The organism is Streptomyces sp. IBSBF 3136 (assembly GCF_036815105.1).
Lineage (GTDB): Bacteria > Actinomycetota > Actinomycetes > Streptomycetales > Streptomycetaceae > Streptomyces.
Window position 1 is genome coordinate 16710 of record NZ_JAJSZC010000020.1, and the last position, 18025, is coordinate 34734.

Below are 18025 nucleotides of genomic sequence, written 5' to 3' on the forward strand. Positions count from 1 at the left end.
GGGCCGGCTCACGGCTTCCCGCGCCGTCCGGTCCACGTACCGGCTCACAGCTTCCCGCCCCGTCCGCCCTCGCGCCGCGGCGGAGCGATCAGGGTGGACAGGTACGGCAGCGGCGCCCCGTCCAGCTCCGCGGCCGACCGCACCGACTCCTCGGGCAGCCCGAGCGCGGACCCCCACACGGCGTCCTCGATCCGGCCCGTCTCCCGCAGCGCCTCGGCCACCTCGGCGGCCTGCCGCCCGAACTTGTACGCCACCACGGTCCCCGGCCCGGCCAGCGCCTCCTTCAGCACGGCGGAACCCGCCGTCACCGGCACCAGCGTCAGCGGCTCGGTCCCCTCGGTGAGCACGGCGCCCGAGCGCGCCGCCAGGTCCTGCATGGCGGTGATCCCCGGCACGGTCTCCACCACGACCCCCGGCACAAGACCGGCGATCGTCTGCGCGAGGTACGTGAACGTCGAGTACACGTTCGGGTCCCCGATGGTGGCGAAGGCGACGGAGCCGAACCGTTCGAGCAGCCCGGCCACCCGCGCGCCGGCCGCGTCCCAGGCCGCCTCCCGCCGGGCCCGGTCGGTCCGCTCGTTCAGCGCGAACACCACCCGGACGACCTTGTCCTCGGGCACGTAGTGCAACACGGTCGCCTCGGCCCGCCCGCGCTCCCCGCTGTCCAGCACGGGGACGACGACGACGTCCGCCGCGCGCAGCGCGTTGACCCCCTTGACGGTCACCAGCTCCGGGTCACCGGGACCGACCCCGACACCGACCAGCCTGCTGCTCATGACGTCCGGCACCTCTCCACGAACCGACGGGCCACACCGGGCTCGGACGCCCAGTGCGTGTGCAGATAACTCGCGTGCACGCCCTGCTGCACGAAACCTTCGACCCGCCGGGCCGGGGCCAGCAGGCCCCAGGCGGGAGCGGCGCCGGCGCCGGGCTCGACGAGCGTGCGGTGGAACTCGTGCCCGCGCATCCGGGTTCCGGTGGCGGCCAGCACACTGTCCCCGACGGCCACCGCGTCGCGGTAGCCGAGGGTGAGCCGTTCCGTCATCCGGGCGGTCGCGTCCAGCACCCCGCACATGGGCCGGCCGTCCAGCTCGCGGCAGAGGTAGAGCAGCCCGGCGCACTCGGCCGCCACCGGGGCGCCGCCGAGGGCCAGTTCCGCGATCTCCTTGCGCAGCGGCTCGTTGGCGGACAGCTCACCGGCGTACACCTCGGGGAACCCGCCCCCGACGACCAGCCCGGCGGTCCCCTCGGGCAGCCGCTCCTCGCGCAGCGGGTCGAAGGTGACGACCTCGGCCCCGGCGGCGGCGAGCAGCTCGGTGTGCTCGGCGTAGGAGAAGCTGAACGCGGGCCCACCGGCCACGGCGACGACGGGCGCCCGCTCATCGGCGGGCCGAGTCGGGTGATGGGCGGGCGAGGCGGGGGTCCAGGGTTCAGAGCCCCCTGGGACGGCACCGGCCCCCCGGGCAAGCACTTCCAGCGCGTCCAGATCACAACCACGGGACACCTGCGCCGCCATCGCGGCGACCGCCTCGACCGCGGCGGAGCGCCGCTCGGCGACCGGCACGAGCCCGAGGTGCCGGGACGGCGTGTCCACCTGGGCGGCCCGCCGCAGCACCCCCAGCACGGGCACGCCGGAGGCGTCCAGCGCCTCCCGCAGCAGCGCCTCGTGCCGCTCGGAGCCGACCTTGTTCAGGATCACGCCCCCGATCCGCACCTCGGGGTCCCAGGACGCGAACCCGTGCACCAGCGCCGCCACCGACCGCGACTGCGACGACGCGTCCACGACCAGCACCACCGGCGCCCCGAGCAGCTTGGCGACCTGGGCGGTGGACGCCAGCTCCCCCTCGCCCGCGGCGCCGTCGTACAGCCCCATCACGCCCTCGACGACCGCCAGGTCGCACCCCCGCGCCCCGTGCAGGAACAGCGGGGCGACCAGGTCGGGACCGCACAGGTAGGCGTCCAGGTTCCGGCCCGTCCGCCCGGTCGCGAGCGCGTGGTACCCGGGGTCGATGTAGTCCGGCCCCACCTTGTGCGGGGACACGGCGAGCCCCCGCGCGGCGAACGCGGCCATCAGCCCCGTGGCGACGGTGGTCTTGCCGCTGCCCGAGGAGGGCGCGGCGATGACCAGCCGAGGCACCGACGACGTCACCACTCGATGCCCTTCTGGCCCTTCTGGCCGGCGTCCATCGGGTGCTTCACCTTGGACATGTCGGTGACCAGGTCGGCGAAGTCCACGAGCTTCTCGGGCGCGTTGCGGCCGGTGATCACCACGTGCTGGGTGCCGGGCCGGTTCCGCAGCACGTCGACCACCTCCTCGGTGTCGACCCACCCCCAGTGCATCGGGTACGCGAACTCGTCCAGCACGTACAGCCGGTACGTCTCGGCCGCCAGGTCGCGCTTGACCTGCTCCCAGCCCTCCCGGGCCTTCTCCTCGTTGTCCATCTGCGCGTCCCGCTGGACCCAGGACCAGCCCTCGCCCATCTTGTGCCAGGCGACGGTCCCGCCCTCGCCGGACGCCCCCAGCACGCGCAGCGCGTTCTCCTCGCCGACCTTCCACTTCGCCGACTTGACGAACTGGAACACCCCGATCGGCCAGCCCTGGTTCCAGGCGCGCAGCGCGAGCCCGAACGCGGCCGTCGACTTGCCCTTGCCGATGCCCGTGTGGACCACGACCAGCGGCCGGTTGCGCCGCTGCCGGGTCGTCAGTCCGTCGTCCGGCACCACATTCGGCTGTCCCTGCGGCATTACGCGGCCCTCCTCGGCGTCCTCTGCGTCCCCTGCACGTCCCTGACCAGACCGGCGATCGAGTCGGCCCGCAGCCCGTCCAGCGTCACGGCCGTACCGCCCAGCTCTCCCGCGAGCTGCCCGGCGAGCCCGAGCCGCACCGGCCCCGACTCGCAGTCCACGACCACCGAGGCCACCCCGTCGGCCGCGAACAGCCGGGCCGCGCGGCCGGCCTGTGCCACCGGCTCGCTCCCACCCGTCGCCCGGCCACCACCCCGGCCGGAGGCGCTTCGCGCCGCCCCTCCGTCCGTGGCCCGCCCGTCGGTCACCACCACGACCAGCGCCCGCCGTGCCGGGTCCCGCAGCCGCTCCACCCGCAGCACCTCGTGCGCCTTGAGCAGCCCGGCCGCGAGCGGGGTGCGCCCGCCGGTCGGCAGCGACCCGAGCCGGGCCGCCGCCGCGTCCACGGAGGAGGTCGGCGGCAGCGCCACCTCGGCCGCGGCACCCCGGAAGGTCACCAGACCCACCTTGTCCCGCCGCTGGTAGGCGTCCAGCAGCAGCGACAGCACGGCGCCCTTCACCGCGCCCATCCGCTGCCGTGCCGCCATCGACCCGGAGGCGTCGACCACGAACAGCACGAGGTTGCCCTCGCGCCCCTCCCGGGTCGCCTGCCGCAGATCGTCCCGGCGGATCACCAGCCCCGGCCCTGACCGGCCGCGTGCCCGCTGGTGCGGGGCGGCCGCCTGCACGGTGGCCGCCAGGTGCAGCTTGGTCAGCGTGCCCCGGGGCCGCCTGGCCCCGGTGGTCCGGCCGTGCTCGGTGCGCGCCCGCGAGCGCCGGCCCGCGGCGCCCTCACCGAGGCCGGGGACGCTCAGCGCCTTGGTCCGGAAGGGCTCGGCCGCCGGTGCCGCGGCCTGCTCCCGCGCGCCGGACGCCCGCGGCTCCCCGCCCTCGCCGGCCTCCGGCCGCGCGGCGGTGTCCCCGCCCCCCTGGTCGGCCTCCGGCGGCGTGGCGGTGTCGCCGCCCCCCTGCGGCCCGTCGTCGGGGCGCGGCCCGCCGCCGCCCCCGCCGGGACCGTCCGGATCGGGATCGTCCTCGCCGTCGTCGTCGTCCCCGGCGTACTGCTCCAGCGTGTCGTCCAGCTTGTCCTCGTCCAGCCCCGGCGCGTCGAACGGGTTGCGCCGGCGCCGGTGGGGCAGCGCGAGCAGCGCGGCCTGCCGTACGTCCTCGGCGAGCACGTCGGTCCGCCCGGCCCACGCGGCCAGCGCGGTCGCCGTGCGCGCCATCACGATGTCGGCCCGCATGCCGTCCACCTCGAAGGCCGCGCAGGTCGCCGCGATCTGCCGCAGCGCGCCGTCGCCGAGGCGCACCTCGGGCAGCAGCCGCCGCGCCGCCACGATCCGCTGCCGTACGGCGGCCTCCTCCTCGGCCCAGCGCGCGGCGAAACCGTCCGGATCGTCGTCGTACGCCAGCCGGCGCCGTACCACCTCCACCCGCTGCTCCGGCTCCCGGGAGGCGGCGACCTCCACGGTCAGCCCGAACCGGTCCAGCAACTGCGGCCGCAGCTCGCCCTCTTCCGGGTTCATGGTGCCTACCAGCAGGAAGCGGGCCGCGTGCCGTACGGAGACGCCCTCGCGCTCCACGTACGAGGCGCCCATCGCCGCCGCGTCCAGCAGCAGGTCGACCAGGTGGTCGTGGAGCAGGTTGACCTCGTCGACGTACAGGATGCCGCGGTGCGCGTCGGCCAGCAGGCCCGGCTCGAACGCCTTGACGCCCTCGGCGAGCGCCCGCTCGATGTCGAGCGCGCCGACCAGCCGGTCCTCGGAGGCACCGACCGGCAGCTCGACCATGCGCGCCGGCCGGTCCGCACCGCCGCCCGGCTCGTGCGGGCCGTCGGGGCACGCCGGGTCCGGCGCGGCCGGGTCGCAGGAGAAACGGCAGCCGGGCACCACGGCGACCGCCGGCAGCAGCGCCGAGAGCGCGCGCACGGCCGTCGACTTGGCGGTGCCCTTCTCGCCGCGCACCAGCACACCGCCGACCGCCGGTGAGACGGCGTTCAGCAGCAGCGCCAGCCGCAGGTCGTCCTGGCCGACGACGGCCGTAAAGGGGAAGGGGGTGGTCACTGGTCGCCCTCCAAGTCGCCTTCCAGCTCCAGATAGGTGGCGCGCAGCCGCTCCAGCGTCTCCGCGTCCGGCTCCGCCCACAGTCCGCGGTCCGCCGCCTCCAGCAGCCGCTCGGTGATCCCGCGCAGCGCCCACGGGTTGGACTGCTTCATGAAGTCACGGTTCTCCGGGTCGAAGACGTACTCCGCGCTGAGCTTCTCGTACATCCAGTCGTCGACCACGCCCGCCGTGGCGTCGTAGCCGAACAGGTAGTCCACGGTCGCCGCCATCTCGAAGGCGCCCTTGTAGCCGTGCCGGCGCATCGCCGCCATCCAGCGCGGGTTGACCACCCGGGCCCGGAACACCCGGTGCGTCTCCTCGCCCAGCGTGCGGGTCCTCACCTGGTCCGGTACGGCGCTGTCGCCCACGTACGCCTCGGGGTTGGCGCCGGTCAGGTGCCGGACCATGGCGACCATGCCGCCGTGGTACTGGAAGTAGTCGTCGGCGTCGACCAGGTCGTGCTCGCGGGTGTCGACGTTCTTCGCGGCGACCGCGATCCGCCGGAACGCCGTCTCCATGTCGCCGCGCGCCGCCCGCCCGTCGAGCCCGCGGCCGTACGCGTAGCCGCCCCACACCGCGTACACCTCGGCGAGATCGGCGTCGGAGCGCCAGTTGCGGGCGTCGATCAGCGGCAGCAGACCGGCGCCGTACGCGCCCGGCTTGGAGCCGAAGACACGGGCCGTGGCGCGGCGCCGGTCGCCGTGCCCGGCGGTGTCCTCGTCGGCGTGCGCCTTCACGAAGTTCCGGTCGGCCGGCTCGTCCAGCTCGGCCACCGCGCGCACCGCGTCGTCGATCAGCCCGACCACGTGCGGGAACGCGTCCCGGAAGAAGCCGGAGATGCGGACCGTGACGTCGATGCGCGGCCGGCCCAGCTCCGCCAGGGGGATCACCTCGAAGCCGGTCACCCGGCGGGACGCCTCGTCCCACACCGGACGGCAGCCCAGCAGGGCCAGGATCTCGGCGATGTCGTCGCCCTGGGTGCGCATCGCGGACGTGCCCCACACGGTCAGGCCCACCGAGCGCGGGTAGTCGCCGGAGTCCTGGAGGTAGCGGGCGACGAGCGAGTCGGCGAGCGACTGCCCGACCTCCCAGCTCAGCCGCGACGGGATCGCCTTGGGGTCGACCGAGTAGAAGTTCCGGCCGGTCGGCAGGACGTTGACCAGACCCCGGGTCGGCGATCCGGACGGGCCCGCCGGGACGTAACCGCCGTTTAGGGCATGCAGGATGTGCCCGATCTCGTCGGTGGTGCGGGCCAGGCGCGGCACGACCTCGGCGCAGGCGAACTCCAGCACGGCCACCGCCTCGGGCAGTTCGGCGCCCAGCACGCCGCGCAGCACGGCGGGGACGACCGCACGGTCCCAGGCCCGGGCCTCCATGGCTTCCGCCGCCCGCCGGCACAACTGCTCCAGCAGGTCGATCGCGTCGGAGGCGGTGCGGGCCGGACCGTCCACCAGGTCGGTCAGCTCCACCGGCACCTTCACCGGGGCGCCGGGCTCGGCCAGCAGCTCCTTCTCCACCAGCCCGAAGTGCGCGGCCACCGAGGCCCGCAGACCCGGCAGGGCGTTCGCCTGCCCGCCCCACACCTGCGCGGCCCGCAGCACCGCCAGGACCAGGTTCACCCGCGGCTCGCCGACCGGACCGCCGCCCAGGATGTGCAGGCCGTCGCGGATCTGCACGTCCTTGATCTCGCACAGGTAGCCGTCGATGTGCATGACGAACTCGTCGAACGCCTCGTCGTCCGGCTGCTCGTCCACATGCAGGTCGTGGTGCAGCTCGGCCGCCTTGACCAGCGTCCAGATCTGCGCGCGGACGGCCGGGGCCTTCGCCGGGTCCAGGTCGGAGACGAGCGCGTACTCGTCGAGGAGCTGCTCCAGCTTGGCCAGGTCGCCGTAGGTGTCGGCGCGGGCCATCGGCGGGACGAGGTGGTCCACGACGGTGGCGTGCCCGCGCCGCTTGGCCTGGGTGCCCTCGCCGGGGTCGTTGACGATGAACGGGTAGATCAGCGGCAGTTCGCCGAGGACCGCGTCCGGCGCGCAGCCGCCGCTCAGGCCGAGGCCCTTGCCCGGCAGCCACTCCATGGTGCCGTGCTTGCCCATGTGGACCACGGCGTCCGCGCCGAAGCTCCGGTCGAGCCAGCGGTAGGCCGCCATGTAGTGGTGCGAGGGCGGCATGTCCGGGTCGTGGTAGATCGCGATCGGGTTCTCGCCGAAGCCGCGCGGCGGCTGGATCATCACGACGACGTTCCCGAACCGCAGGGCGGCCAGCACGATGTCGTCGCCGTCCACGTACAGGCTGCCCGGCGGTTCGCCCCACGCCTCGGTCATGGCGTCCCGCAGTTCGGGGTCCAGCGTCTCGAACCACGCCCGGTAGTCGGCCAGCGGGACCCGGGCGGGCGCCGCGGCCAGCTGCTCCTCCGTCAGCCACTCGACGTCGTGACCGCCGGCCTCGATCAGCCGATGAATCAACTCGTCGCCGTTGTCGGGGTATTCGGTGAGGCCGTAGCCCGCGTCCCGCAGGGCGTCCAGGACCCGCACCGCCGACGCGGGCGTGTCGAGGCCCACCGCGTTGCCGACCCGTGAATGCTTGGTCGGGTACGCCGTGAAGACCAGCGCGATCCGCTTCTCGGCGTTCGGCCGGTGCTTCAGCCGGGCGTGCCGCAGGGCGATCCCGGCCACCCGGGCGGCCCGCTCGGGGTCGGCGACGTACACCGGGACCTCGTCCGGGCCCTGCTCCTTGAAGGAGAACGGCACGGTGATCAGGCGGCCGTCGAACTCGGGGATCGCGACCTGCATCGCCGCGTCCATCGGGGAGAGGGCGGCGTCGGACGCCTCCCAGGCGGCGCGGGAGGAGGTCAGGCACAGCCCCTGCAGCACGGGGACGTCCAGGTCGGCGAGCGCCCCGATGTCCCAGGACTCCTCGTCACCGCCCGCGGACGCCTGCGAGGCGTGCGTGCCGCCGGCCGCGAGCACCGTGGCCACCAGCGCGTCGGTCTTCGCCAGCAGCTCGTACAGCCCGCCGTCCGCGCCGCGCAGCGAACCGCAGTACACGGGCAGGGCGTTGGCGCCCTTCGCCTCGATCGCGGCGCACAGGGTGTCCACGAAGCCGGTGTTGCCGCTCAGTTCGTGCGCGCGGTAGAACAGCACGCCCACGGTGGGCCGGCCCTCGCGCAGCTCGTACGTCCCGTGCACGCCGTACTCCGGCATGTCCTGCGGCTCCTCGAACCCCTCGCCGGTCAGCAGCACGGTGTCGGAGAGGAACCGCGCCAGCTCGGCCAGGTTCGCGGGACCGCCCTCGACCAGGTACCGCAGCGCCTCCGCCACCACACCGGCCGGGACCGACGACTCGGCCATCAGCTCGGCGTCCGGCACGCTCTCGCCGCCCAGCAGCACGGTCGGCACACCGGACGCCTTCAGGGCGGCCAGCCCGTCCTCCCACGCCCGCTTGCCGCCCAGCAGCCGGACGACGGCGAGGTCGGCGCCGTCGAGCAGCCGGGGCAGCTCCCCGGCCACGTCGACGCGGGTCGGGTTGCCGATGCGGTAGTCCGCGCCGGAGGCCCGGGCCGCCAGCAGGTCCGTGTCGGCGGTCGACAACAACAACACAGTGCTCATGCGGGCGCTCCCGGTGGAATGAAAGGCAGTCCTTGCGGCGCGCCCGACTCGATGAGCCGCCACAGCGCGTCCGTGTCCGCGTGCTGTTCGATCAGGTCGCCGAGCCGGTCGAGCTGCTCCTCGCGCAGCGCGGCGAACGAGGTGTCGGGGGCCGGCACGAAGCGGCGCCCCGCGGCGGCCGCGACCTCGCGCAGGAAGGCCCGCCGGAAGCCGTCCGACTCCAGCGAGCCGTGCCAGTGCGTGCCCCAGGTCGCTCCGACCCGGCAGCCGTCCAGGAAGGCGTCCCCGCCCAGGACCTCGGCCACCCCGTGGTGGATCTCGTAGCCCTCGACCCGTTCGCCCAGGGCCTCGCCGGTGGGCCGGGTCAGGGTCTTCTCCCGGGCGAACCGCACCCGCACCGGCAGCAGTCCGAGCCCGGGGACCTCTCCGGCCCGCGACTCGACCTCGTCCTCGATGTGCTCGCCGAGGATCTGGAAGCCGCCGCAGATGCCGAGGGTCGGCCGTCCCTCGGCGGCCCGTGCGCGCAGCGCGTCGGCGAGGCCGCGCTCCCGCAGCCACGCGAGGGCCCGCACGGTCCCGCGGGTGCCCGGGACCACCACCAGGTCGGCGTCGGCGAGTTCCTCGGGCCGGTCCACGAACCGCACCACGACGCCCGGTTCGGCGGCCAGCGCGTCCACGTCGGTGAAGTTGGACATGAGCGGGATCGCGCACACGGCGACGCGCAGCACGTCCTCGCCGACCGGGGGAGCGACGGTGGACTCCCGGACGGTGCCGCGCAGCGACACCCGCAGTCCGTCCTCCTCGTCGATGCCGAGCCCGTGCCGGAAGGGCAGCACGCCGTACGTCCGCCGTCCGGTGAGGTCCCGGAGCATGTCGAGGCCCGGCTCCAGCAGGCCGACGTCGCCCCGGAACTTGTTCACCAGGAACCCGGCGACCAGTTCCTGGTCCGCCGGGGAGAGCAGGGCGACGGTGCCGAAGAAGGAGGCGAAGACGCCCCCGCGGTCGATGTCGCCCACCACCAGCACGGGCAGCCCGGCGCCCCGTGCGATGCCCATGTTGACGATGTCGGTGCGCCGCAGATTGATCTCGGCCGGGCTTCCCGCCCCCTCACAGATCACCGCGTCATACGTGCCCCGCAACTCGGCCAGACAGTCCAGCACCGTGCCCAGCAGCCGCTGTTGGCGCCCGCCGTGGTAGCCGCGGGCGCTCAGCTCGCCCACCGGCCTGCCCAGCAGCACCACTTGGCTGCTCTGTTCGCCGCCCGGCTTCAGCAGCACGGGGTTCATCTGCGCGGTCGGCTCGATCCGGCAGGCCTGGGCCTGCATGGCCTGCGCCCGCCCGATCTCCGCGCCCTCGCGCGTCACGAACGAGTTCAGGGACATGTTCTGCGCCTTGAACGGCGCCACCTTCACGCCCTGGCGCACCAGCCAGCGGCAGATACCGGCCGTCACGACGCTCTTGCCGGCGTCGGAGGTGGTGCCGGCGACGAGGAGACCACCGTTCACTTGCCACGTCCCTTCACGAGGAGGCGCGCGGCGACGGTGACGCCGAGCGCGAGCAGGCCGACCCGGCGGGAGAGCCGTACGGCCCGGTCGATGTCGGTGACCCGGACGGCCCGCCCGGACCCCCCGTTCAGCACGGGCCGGTGCTCCACCCGGCCGCCGTAGGACAGCGTCCCGCCGAGGCGCAGCCCCAGGGCGCCCGCGAAGGACGCCTCCACCGGACCGGCGTTGGGGCTCGGGTGCCGATGGGCGTCGGCCTTCCAGGCCCGCAGGGCGCCGCGGGGGTCGGGACCGGCCGCGGCGGCGAGCACGGCGGTCAGCCGCGCGCCCGGCCAGCCGGCGACGTCGTCGAGGCGGGCGGAGGCCCAGCCGAAGCGCAGGTGGCGGGGGGACCTGTGACCCACCATCGCGTCCAGGGTGTTGACGGCCCGGAAGCCGAGCAGCCCGGGCACCCCGGCCACGGCACCCCACACCAGGGCGCCGACGACGGCGTCGGAGGTGTTCTCGGCGACCGACTCGACCACGGCCCGGGCGATCCCGTCGGCGTCCAGCGCCTGCGGGTCGCGGCCGCACAGGTGCGGCAGCCGCGCGCGGGCGGCCGGCAGGTCACCGGACTCCAGGGCGTGGCCGACGGCCCGGGCCTCCCGGGCGAGCGAAGTGCCCCCGACGACGGCCCAGGTGGCGGCCGCGGTCAGCGCGACGCCGGCGGCGGGGGAGCGGTGTACGGCGCGTTCGGCGAGCGTTCCGAGCGCGACAGCGGCTCCGGCGCACACGCCGGTGTGCAGCGCGCCCCACCCGCGGTGGTCGCGCCACAGCACCCGTTCCACGGCCCCGGCGGCCCGCCCGAACGCGGCGACCGGATGGCCCCGGCGCGGATCGCCGAGGAGCAGGTCGCCGAGGAGGCCGGCGGCGGCGCCGTACGCGTAACGGCGATCGGCACCCATCGGGTCAGCCGGTCGTCAGGGCAGGCGGGGTCCGGTGGGTGAACGTCGGTCGGCAGCCGCGCATGGCGATATGTCCTCACTCAGGGTGTCCGCGCCCTGGTTCGACGAGACCGGCGGTGAGAGTTCCTGGCTCCCGGGGATGACCTCCCCGGTGACAGTGGCGGGACCGCGCCGGATTCGCACCGGCTTCCTCTTCTGCCGCCGTACTTGGCCTGGGCAGTCCACCACGCGCCCGGAAGGGCCGTCAACTTGCCTTTGACCTGCGCGGGGAGAGTGTGCTGAGGCCCACACCGGCAAGGGCAGGGCAGCCGAAAGGCCCCCCGCCGGAGAGTTCCGGCGGGGGGCCTTTCGAACGGTGCGTCAGGGCTTGACGACGATCAGGTAGATGCCGTAGGCCACCGCGGCCGCGCACGCCGCGAAGCAGACGTACGCGCCGGTGGCGGCGAGCGCCGCCGAGCCGCCCTGCGCGGTGGCCTTCTCGCGCCGGGCCAGGCCGTTGATGCCGAGGGTGAACAGGGCCACCAGGCCCACCGCGAACGCGAGGCTGACGCCGAAGACGGAGCCGATGGCCGCCCAGTCGATCTTCATGGGTTGCTTCCTTCAGTACCGGGTGCTCGGGGTCAGACCGTTGCGGCCGGCGGGACCGCCGGGGTCACGGGCTCGGTCGGGACCGGGGCCGGGATCGTGGCCGTGAGGTCCTCGGTGACGGTGCCGGTGGGCGGCGGGGTCACCATGGCGATCGCGGTGGTCACCACGCCGGGCGGCTCCTCGGCCGTGTCGGCGACGACGCTGGTGTGGTCCACGACCTCGCGCCGGGAGTACTTCCAGATCGCGGCGCTGGCGGCGACCAGGAAGACGGCGACGATCGCGGTGCCCCAGTCGCCGAGGTCCGTGACGTACTCGGCGAGCGCGCCGACCAGCGCGGCGGCCGGGAGGGTGAGCACCCAGGCGATGAGCATGCGCGTCGCGGTGGACCAGCGGACCACACCGCCCTTGCGGCCCAGGCCCGTGCCCATGACCGAGCCGGAGACCACGTGGGTGGTGGAGAGGGAGAAGCCGAGGTGCGAGGAGGCCAGGATGGCGGTGGCCGCGCTGGTCTGGGCGGCGAAGCCCTGACGCGGCTCCAGGTCGGTCAGGCCGGTGCCCATGGTGCGGATGATGCGCCAGCCGCCGATGTAGGTGCCGAGCGCGATGGCCAGGCCCGCGGAGAGGATCACCCAGGTGGGAGGGTTGGAGCCCGGCGAGACGGCACCGCCCGCGATCAGTGCCAGGGTGATGATGCCCATGGTCTTCTGCGCGTCGTTGGTGCCGTGCGCGAGGGAGACCAGGCCGGCGGAGGCGATCTGGCCGGCGCGGTAACCCTTGCGGGTGGCCTCGCCGTCCGCCTTGTCGCCGAGGGCGTAGGAGAAGCGGGTGGAGAGCATGGCCGCCAGACCCGCCACCACCGGGGCGGCGACCGCCGGCAGCAGCACCTTGGTGACCAGGACGTCACCGTGGACCGCGCCGAGGCCGGCGGAGGCGACGGTGGCGCCGATCAGGCCGCCCATCAGGGCGTGCGAGGAACTGGAGGGCAGTCCCACCAGCCAGGTCAGCAGGTTCCAGAGGATCGCGCCGACCAGGGCGGCGAAGATGACCTCGGGACGGATGCCGGTCTCGTCGACGAGACCTTTGGAGATCGTGTTGGCGACCTCCACCGAGAGGAAGGCGCCTACAAGGTTGAGCGCGGCGGACATGGCCACCGCGACCTTGGGCTTGAGCGCGCCGGTCGAGATGGTCGTGGCCATCGCGTTGGCGGTGTCGTGGAAACCGTTCGTGAAATCGAACGCGAGTGCGGTTACCACCACAATCGCGAGGATCAGCGAGAAGCTTTCCATTTACCCAGGCAATCGTTCGAGGTCGTTGGCTGTTGGACCGTAGGCAATCTGGGTGAACGGAAGGTGAACTGAGGCGGGCGTGGCGGTGTCCGTGGGAGAGGTTCCGGATGACGTTCGCCCCGACGCCCCAACCGCCCCTTGGCTACCAGCCGCGCGCGAAGGCCCGCAGCATGCCCGGCGGCCCGTGAAAGAGATTCTGGTCACCCGGCAGGCCGCCCCGGACGCCGTACTGCCAGAAGGTCCAGTCCGTCCATCCGCCGGGCAGCGATCCGGGGTCCGACGTGCCGTGACGGGCGATCCACAGTGCGTGGTCGGCGGCGAAGGCGCGCGTGTCACCGGTGCACGCGTCCCACCAGTCGGCGGTGGTGTAGATGACCGGCCGGCGGCCGGTCTCGCGCGCCACCTCGTCGCTGAAGGACCGGATCCAGCGGACCATCCGCTTCCACCCCAGCCCGTAGCAGCGGTGCTTCCGGTTGTACGGGTTGTACTCGATGTCGAGCGCGGGCGGCAGCGTCCAGCCGTCCGCACGCCAGTCGCCGCCGTGCCGCACGAAGTACGACGCCTGCGTGGCGCCCGAGGAGCGGTCCGGGCGCGCGAAGTGGTACGCGCCGCGGATCAGGCCCGCCCGGCGGGCGCCGGCGTACTGCCGGTGGAAGTAGGGGTTGCGGTAGGTGGTGGACTCGGTCGCCTTGACGTAGGTGAACCGGGCGCCCTCCGAGCGTGCGGCCGGCCAGTCGACGTGCTTCTGGTGCGACGAGACGTCGTGCCCCATCGGCAGCCCCAGGGAGGTGGCGGGCGACCCGGCGGCCACGGCGGAGGCGGCCTGGGCGCCCGCGAGGGTCAGCGCGGCGGTGGCGGCGGCGAGGGCACCGGCGCGACGGCGGGAACGGGAGGGTGTGCGGTCACGGGCCATGCGTCCCCCTGGAGTGGCGGTGGACCGTCGTTCGGGCGATCAGGTCAGATCATTGAATGACCGGTGTTCGGGAACCGGGCCGACTCCCGACGGTTCACCCCATGTCCACCCGTTCGGGGGCACGACTTCCGGCCGGAAAGGGGCGCGCGGGCCGCCCCCGCCGGGCCGGCTGGCAGGATCGCGGCATGGCGGAACAGCGGCGGGGCGCGCACGGGACGGACGGCATCCATGGGGCGGACGGGGGCGATGAGGGTGCTGCCGGGGCTGCCGTGGCGTACGGCGAGGCGGCGGACGCGTGGGAGGCGCTGGTCGCGACGGCCCGCCGGACCGTCGCCGACGGACTGGTCGTCGGCACCTCGGGCAACGTCTCGGCGCGCGTCGGCGACCTCGTGCTCGTCACGCCGTCCGGTGTGCCGTACGACCGGCTGACCGCCGCCGACATCACCGGCGTCGACCTCGCCGGACGGCAGGTCGTCGGCACCCTCGTGCCGACCAGCGAACTGCCCATGCACCTGGCCGTCTACCGCACCACCGACGCCCGCGCCGTCGTCCACACCCACGCCGTGCACGCCACGGCCGTCTCCACCCTCGTGACCGAGCTGCCTCCGGTCCACTACATGGCCGGCGCCCTGGGCGGCGTCGTCCGCGTCGCGCCCTACGCGACCTACGGCACCGACGAACTGGCACAGAACATGCTCCGGGCCCTCGACGGCCGCTCCGGCTGCCTGCTGCGCAACCACGGCACGATCACCTACGGCGCCGGCCTCGACCAGGCCTACGACCGCACCGCCCAGTTGGAGTGGATGTGCCGCCTGTGGCTGACGGCGTCCTCCGTGCCGGGTCTGACGCCTTCCCTGCTGACGGAGGCACACATGGCCGAAGCCGGGGCACGTTTGAAGGGGTACGGCCAACGGAGGTGACCCCTTGCCGCCCAGCCCCTCGTTCCAGCCCCTGCTCGACCGGCTCGCGCACGTCCTGCCCGCGCCGCTGCGCCGCGCCGCCGGCCGGCCGCGCCGCGGGCGTCCCGTGCTGCCGGGACCGCGCGGGCCCCGGCCCGCCCTTCCACTGGCCGTGCGCACGGACCGCCCCGACACTGGAGCCGTGCGCACCGTCAGAGCCACCGCCGCCGCACTCACCGCCGTGCTGGCCGCCGGCGCGGCCTCCGTGGCCGCCGGCCGGCTCGCCAGCGACGCCGCGCTGAAGGCACCCGCGGGCCGTCCGCTGCCCACCGAACCCCGGCTCACCGTGCACGGCACGGCACCCGGCCGGATCACCCTCACCCGCGATCTCGCCTCGCTGCGTCCGGGCACCTACGGCCTGGCCGGCGACGGCTCGCACGCGGTCGTCGGACCCGTGCTCGGCACGGCCGCGCACACCGCCGACACCGTCGTACGGCGCCTGGAGCGGGTCACGCACGGCACCTTCGCCCCCGGCGACGCCGTCTGGCTCACCCCGAACGTGTACGTCGGCAACCCGGCCGCCGCCCTGGGGCTCGACTTCGCCGACGTCGACGTGCCCGGCGAGCTCGGGCCCCTGCCCGCCTGGTTCGTGCCGGGCCACCGGGACACCTGGGTGATCGCGGTGCACGGCCTCGGCGCCACCCGCGAACAGGCGCTGAACGTCATGGAGTTCCTGCACGGCCGCCGGCTGCCGTGCCTCGCGCTCTCCTACCGCGGTGACCTCGGCGCACCGCGCCCGCCCGACGGCCTGAACCACCTCGGCGAGACCGAGTGGCGCGACCTGGACGCGGCCATCCGCTACGCCGTCCGCTACGGCGCCCGCCGGGTGGTGCTGCTCGGCTGGTCCACCGGCGCCACCATGGCCCTGCGCGCCGCCGAGCACTCCGCCGTGCGCGACCGCGTCGCCGGCCTCGTCCTGGACTCCCCGGTCCTCGACTGGCAGGCCACCCTGCGCGCCCTCGCCCAGGCCCGGCACACCCCGGAGCCGCTGCTGCCGCTCGCCGTGCGGGCCGCCCAGGGCCGGGCCGGTCTGTGCGCCGACCGGGCCGCCGGGACGGCCGACTTCGACCGGATCGACCTGCCCACCCTGATCATCCACGGCCCGGACGACGCGGTCGCCCCCTGGGAGCAGTCCCGCCGGCTGGCCGACCGCCGCCCCGACCGCGTGGCCCTGCACACGGTCGCCCAGGCACCCCACGCGGCGATGTGGAACGCGAACCCCGAGGAGTACGAGGAACGCCTGCGCCGCTTCCTGACCCCCCTGATGTAGGCCCCGCACGGGCCGGTGGCTTCCGGCTCTCCCGGAACAGGTCGCAGAACGAGTCGGAAGCCCCGGTTCCAGCGGTTCCGTTTAGGGGCGTACCACTGGCCTGATCATGACCGCTCACCCGGCATCGGACCCCGTGCCTTGGCCAGCCCCGTCGCCCCCCGTGACATTCCGTTTGGGTTTTCGGACCGTCAACCGGAAGACTGCACCCGTGACGTCCCGTATCCCGCGCGACTCCAGGCTCCGACTCGTCCGACCGCGACCCCTGGCCGCCGCCCCCACAGCTGTGAACCAGCGGCGCCCGCGCCGCCCCGCACCCCGGCCGCCGGAGGGCACCCCGGCCCCCGGAGAACTGGCCAGAATGGCGCGCACCGGACTGGCCGGCGCGGTCCGCGTGGCCCGCTGGGCCGACACCGCCCTCGGCCCCGGGAGCGACGCCGCCACGGCCGACGGCAAGGCCACCCTCTCCGACAGCACCGCCGAGCGCGCCGCCGCCGACCTCGGCCTGAGCGTCACGCAGGTCCGCGCCGAATGGGACACCGCCCGCCTCGCCGGGCTGGTCGAGGTGCACGGCGACAGCGCGCGCCCCGGCTGGCGCCTGCGCGCCTGGGACCGCGACGACAGCGCCGTGCTGCGCGGCTGGGTGGCCCTCTTCGACGCCTGGTCGCTCGCCTGCCCGGAACCCGCGGACCACGAACCGGCCGCCGTCGCCGAGGTCGTCTCGGCCATGCCGCAGGTGCTCTCCTTCCTCCAGCTCTCCGCCGGCCCCGTCCCGGTCGAGCAGCTGCTCGACCTGCTCCAGCAGCGGGTCACCGAACTGCGCACCGAACGCTGCGAGGTCTCCTACGCGCCCGGCTCCGCCGAGTCCGCGGGCCCCGTCGAGCCGGCGCCCGAGGACACCCCGCTGCCGCCCCTGCTCGACTGGGCCCTGCGCGCCCTCGCCTCCGTCGGTGCCCTGACCTGCGGTGACAATCAGGCCACGCTCACCCCGCTGGGCAGCTGGGCGGTCTGGGTCAAGCTGGAACAGATCTGCGTGGCCGCCCAGAGCCCCGCCGGGAACATCGAGCAGTCCGCCGAGGACATGCTCCGCGGCTGCGCCCAGCTGCGGCCCAACGCCGCCCGCGCCGAGTACCGCGCCTGGCTCGCCGCCCGCCCCGTCGGCAGCGCCGTCACCGAGCTGCTCGCCGCCGCCCGCGGCGAGGACGCCCTGCTGCGCGGCCTCGCCTTCGAGGCGCTGCGGGTCGTCGGGGCGCCCGCCGAACCGGACGTACGGTCCGTCGTGGACGACCCGGCGCTCAGACCGTACGCCCTGCTGTGGCTCGCCGAGCACGACGGGATCGACCCGGAGGACGCCCACGAGGTCCTGACCCGCGAGGAGGCCACCTGGCTGTGGGTCGACACCGCGGCCGCCGTCGCCGACCACGGCGAGACGACGATGCTCGTACGGCACCTGGAGGCCGCGGTGCAGCCGACCGTCCCCGTGCTGCTGGACGAGGTCCGCGCCGTGGGCCACCCGCGCACCGTGCAGGTCCTGGTCGCGCTCGCCGCCGCCCATCCGGACCCGGCACTCGCCAAGGCCGTGCGCCGGGCCGCGTTCCAGGTGCATACCGGGGGATGACCGGCGGACGGCCGGAGCCGGCCGCTCAGCCGCCGATCTCGGGGGCGTACGTGCCGAAGCTCCAGACGTTGCCCTCGGCGTCCCGGGCCAGGTAGTCCCGCGCGCCGTAGTCCTGGTCCGTCGGGGGCATCAGGATCTCCGCGCCGTGCTCCACGGCCCGCTGGTGATGGGCGTCGACGTCGTCCACGACCACGTACACCCCCGCCGGTCCCGCGCCCCTCATCGCGGAGTCGAACAGGCCGCCGCGGCCCTGGGAGCCGACCATCACCGCGCCCCTGCCCTGGACCAGCTCGGCATGCATCACCGTGCCGTCCTGCGCCTCGTACACCGAGAGCTCGGTGAAGCCGAAGGCCTCGGTGAGCTGCCTGATCGCCGCCTTGGCGTCCCGGTACAGCAGCGTGGGGTAGATGCTCGGCCGTCCGCCGGTGCCTGCCATGCCGATCACTCCTCGGTG

The 18025-nt window shown here is 74.6% G+C and carries 14 protein-coding genes and 1 riboswitch; of the genes, 3 read left to right on the forward strand and 11 right to left on the reverse strand.

The genetic code is table 11. The features are described from left to right. Positions 1 to 44: 44 nt before the first annotated feature. From cobI to V7E45_RS06980, 10 genes are all read right to left on the reverse strand, one after another. Positions 45 to 776, reverse strand: a complete 732-nt coding sequence (gene cobI / locus V7E45_RS06935) for a precorrin-2 C(20)-methyltransferase (RefSeq protein WP_333773189.1) — start codon at positions 774 to 776, stop codon at positions 45 to 47. Next, on the reverse strand, positions 773 to 2149 hold the full coding sequence (locus V7E45_RS06940) for a cobyrinate a,c-diamide synthase (RefSeq protein ID WP_333773190.1): 1377 nt from the start codon (positions 2147 to 2149) through the stop codon (positions 773 to 775). Before V7E45_RS06940 ends, cobI begins: the two co-directional genes overlap by 4 nt. After that, a complete protein-coding gene (cobO, locus tag V7E45_RS06945; RefSeq protein ID WP_333773191.1) occupies positions 2146 to 2745 on the reverse strand; it encodes a cob(I)yrinic acid a,c-diamide adenosyltransferase in 600 nt (199 codons plus the stop codon). The genes V7E45_RS06940 and cobO overlap by 4 nt, the downstream gene beginning before the upstream one ends. Next, positions 2745 to 4847: a putative cobaltochelatase gene (locus V7E45_RS06950; protein WP_333773192.1), complete on the reverse strand. Its 2103-nt coding sequence runs from the start codon at positions 4845 to 4847 to the stop codon at positions 2745 to 2747. The genes cobO and V7E45_RS06950 overlap by 1 nt, the downstream gene beginning before the upstream one ends. Next, positions 4844 to 8494 carry a cobaltochelatase subunit CobN gene (gene cobN, locus V7E45_RS06955; RefSeq protein ID WP_333773193.1) on the reverse strand — a complete coding sequence of 1217 codons (3651 nt, stop codon included), beginning with the start codon at positions 8492 to 8494 and terminating at the stop codon, positions 4844 to 4846. Before cobN ends, V7E45_RS06950 begins: the two co-directional genes overlap by 4 nt. After that, positions 8491 to 9999 carry a cobyric acid synthase gene (locus V7E45_RS06960; RefSeq protein WP_333773194.1) on the reverse strand — a complete coding sequence of 503 codons (1509 nt, stop codon included), beginning with the start codon at positions 9997 to 9999 and terminating at the stop codon, positions 8491 to 8493. Before V7E45_RS06960 ends, cobN begins: the two co-directional genes overlap by 4 nt. Then, entirely contained in the window at positions 9996 to 10940 is a 945-nt protein-coding gene (locus V7E45_RS06965) for a cobalamin biosynthesis protein (protein WP_333773195.1), read from the reverse strand. Before V7E45_RS06965 ends, V7E45_RS06960 begins: the two co-directional genes overlap by 4 nt. Before the next feature lie 101 nt (positions 10941 to 11041). Beyond that, positions 11042 to 11181, reverse strand: a riboswitch (cobalamin riboswitch). A 119-nt stretch (positions 11182 to 11300) separates the two neighbouring features. After that, positions 11301 to 11528 carry a hypothetical protein gene (locus V7E45_RS06970; protein WP_333773196.1) on the reverse strand — a complete coding sequence of 76 codons (228 nt, stop codon included), beginning with the start codon at positions 11526 to 11528 and terminating at the stop codon, positions 11301 to 11303. A gap of 32 nt (positions 11529 to 11560) precedes the next feature. Next, entirely contained in the window at positions 11561 to 12814 is a 1254-nt protein-coding gene (locus tag V7E45_RS06975) for an inorganic phosphate transporter (RefSeq protein WP_333773197.1), read from the reverse strand. A gap of 142 nt (positions 12815 to 12956) precedes the next feature. Then, entirely contained in the window at positions 12957 to 13727 is a 771-nt protein-coding gene (locus tag V7E45_RS06980; RefSeq protein WP_333773198.1) for a GH25 family lysozyme, read from the reverse strand. A gap of 185 nt (positions 13728 to 13912) precedes the next feature. Between V7E45_RS06980 and V7E45_RS06985 the strand changes: the two genes are divergently transcribed. From V7E45_RS06985 to V7E45_RS06995, 3 genes are all read left to right on the forward strand, one after another. Next, positions 13913 to 14647, forward strand: coding sequence for a class II aldolase/adducin family protein (locus V7E45_RS06985; protein ID WP_333773199.1), 735 nt, complete (start codon positions 13913 to 13915; stop codon positions 14645 to 14647). Positions 14648 to 14828: 181 nt separating this feature from the next. Next, a complete protein-coding gene (locus tag V7E45_RS06990; protein ID WP_333773226.1) occupies positions 14829 to 15956 on the forward strand; it encodes an alpha/beta hydrolase in 1128 nt (375 codons plus the stop codon). A 208-nt stretch (positions 15957 to 16164) separates the two neighbouring features. Further along, on the forward strand, positions 16165 to 17571 hold the full coding sequence (locus V7E45_RS06995; protein ID WP_333773200.1) for a hypothetical protein: 1407 nt from the start codon (positions 16165 to 16167) through the stop codon (positions 17569 to 17571). A gap of 25 nt (positions 17572 to 17596) precedes the next feature. Here the strand turns inward: V7E45_RS06995 and V7E45_RS07000 are convergent, their stop codons facing one another. Beyond that, positions 17597 to 18007: a VOC family protein gene (locus V7E45_RS07000; protein ID WP_333773201.1), complete on the reverse strand. Its 411-nt coding sequence runs from the start codon at positions 18005 to 18007 to the stop codon at positions 17597 to 17599. Positions 18008 to 18025 lie beyond the last annotated feature (18 nt).

Bases quoted from the DNA above. Each gene is read 5' to 3' on its own strand.
- V7E45_RS06980 (WP_333773198.1), bottom strand. From the start codon at position 13,727: ATGGCCCGTGACCGCACACCCTCCCGTTCCCGCCGTCGCGCCGGTGCC.
- V7E45_RS06965 (WP_333773195.1), bottom strand. From the start codon at position 10,940: ATGGGTGCCGATCGCCGTTACGCGTACGGCGCCGCCGCCGGCCTCCTC.
- V7E45_RS06975 (WP_333773197.1), bottom strand. From the start codon at position 12,814: ATGGAAAGCTTCTCGCTGATCCTCGCGATTGTGGTGGTAACCGCACTC.
- cobI (WP_333773189.1), bottom strand. From the start codon at position 776: ATGAGCAGCAGGCTGGTCGGTGTCGGGGTCGGTCCCGGTGACCCGGAG.
- cobO (WP_333773191.1), bottom strand. From the start codon at position 2,745: ATGCCGCAGGGACAGCCGAATGTGGTGCCGGACGACGGACTGACGACC.
- V7E45_RS07000 (WP_333773201.1), bottom strand. From the start codon at position 18,007: ATGGCAGGCACCGGCGGACGGCCGAGCATCTACCCCACGCTGCTGTAC.
- cobN (WP_333773193.1), bottom strand. From the start codon at position 8,494: ATGAGCACTGTGTTGTTGTTGTCGACCGCCGACACGGACCTGCTGGCG.
- V7E45_RS06985 (WP_333773199.1), top strand. From the start codon at position 13,913: ATGGCGGAACAGCGGCGGGGCGCGCACGGGACGGACGGCATCCATGGG.
- V7E45_RS06970 (WP_333773196.1), bottom strand. From the start codon at position 11,528: ATGAAGATCGACTGGGCGGCCATCGGCTCCGTCTTCGGCGTCAGCCTC.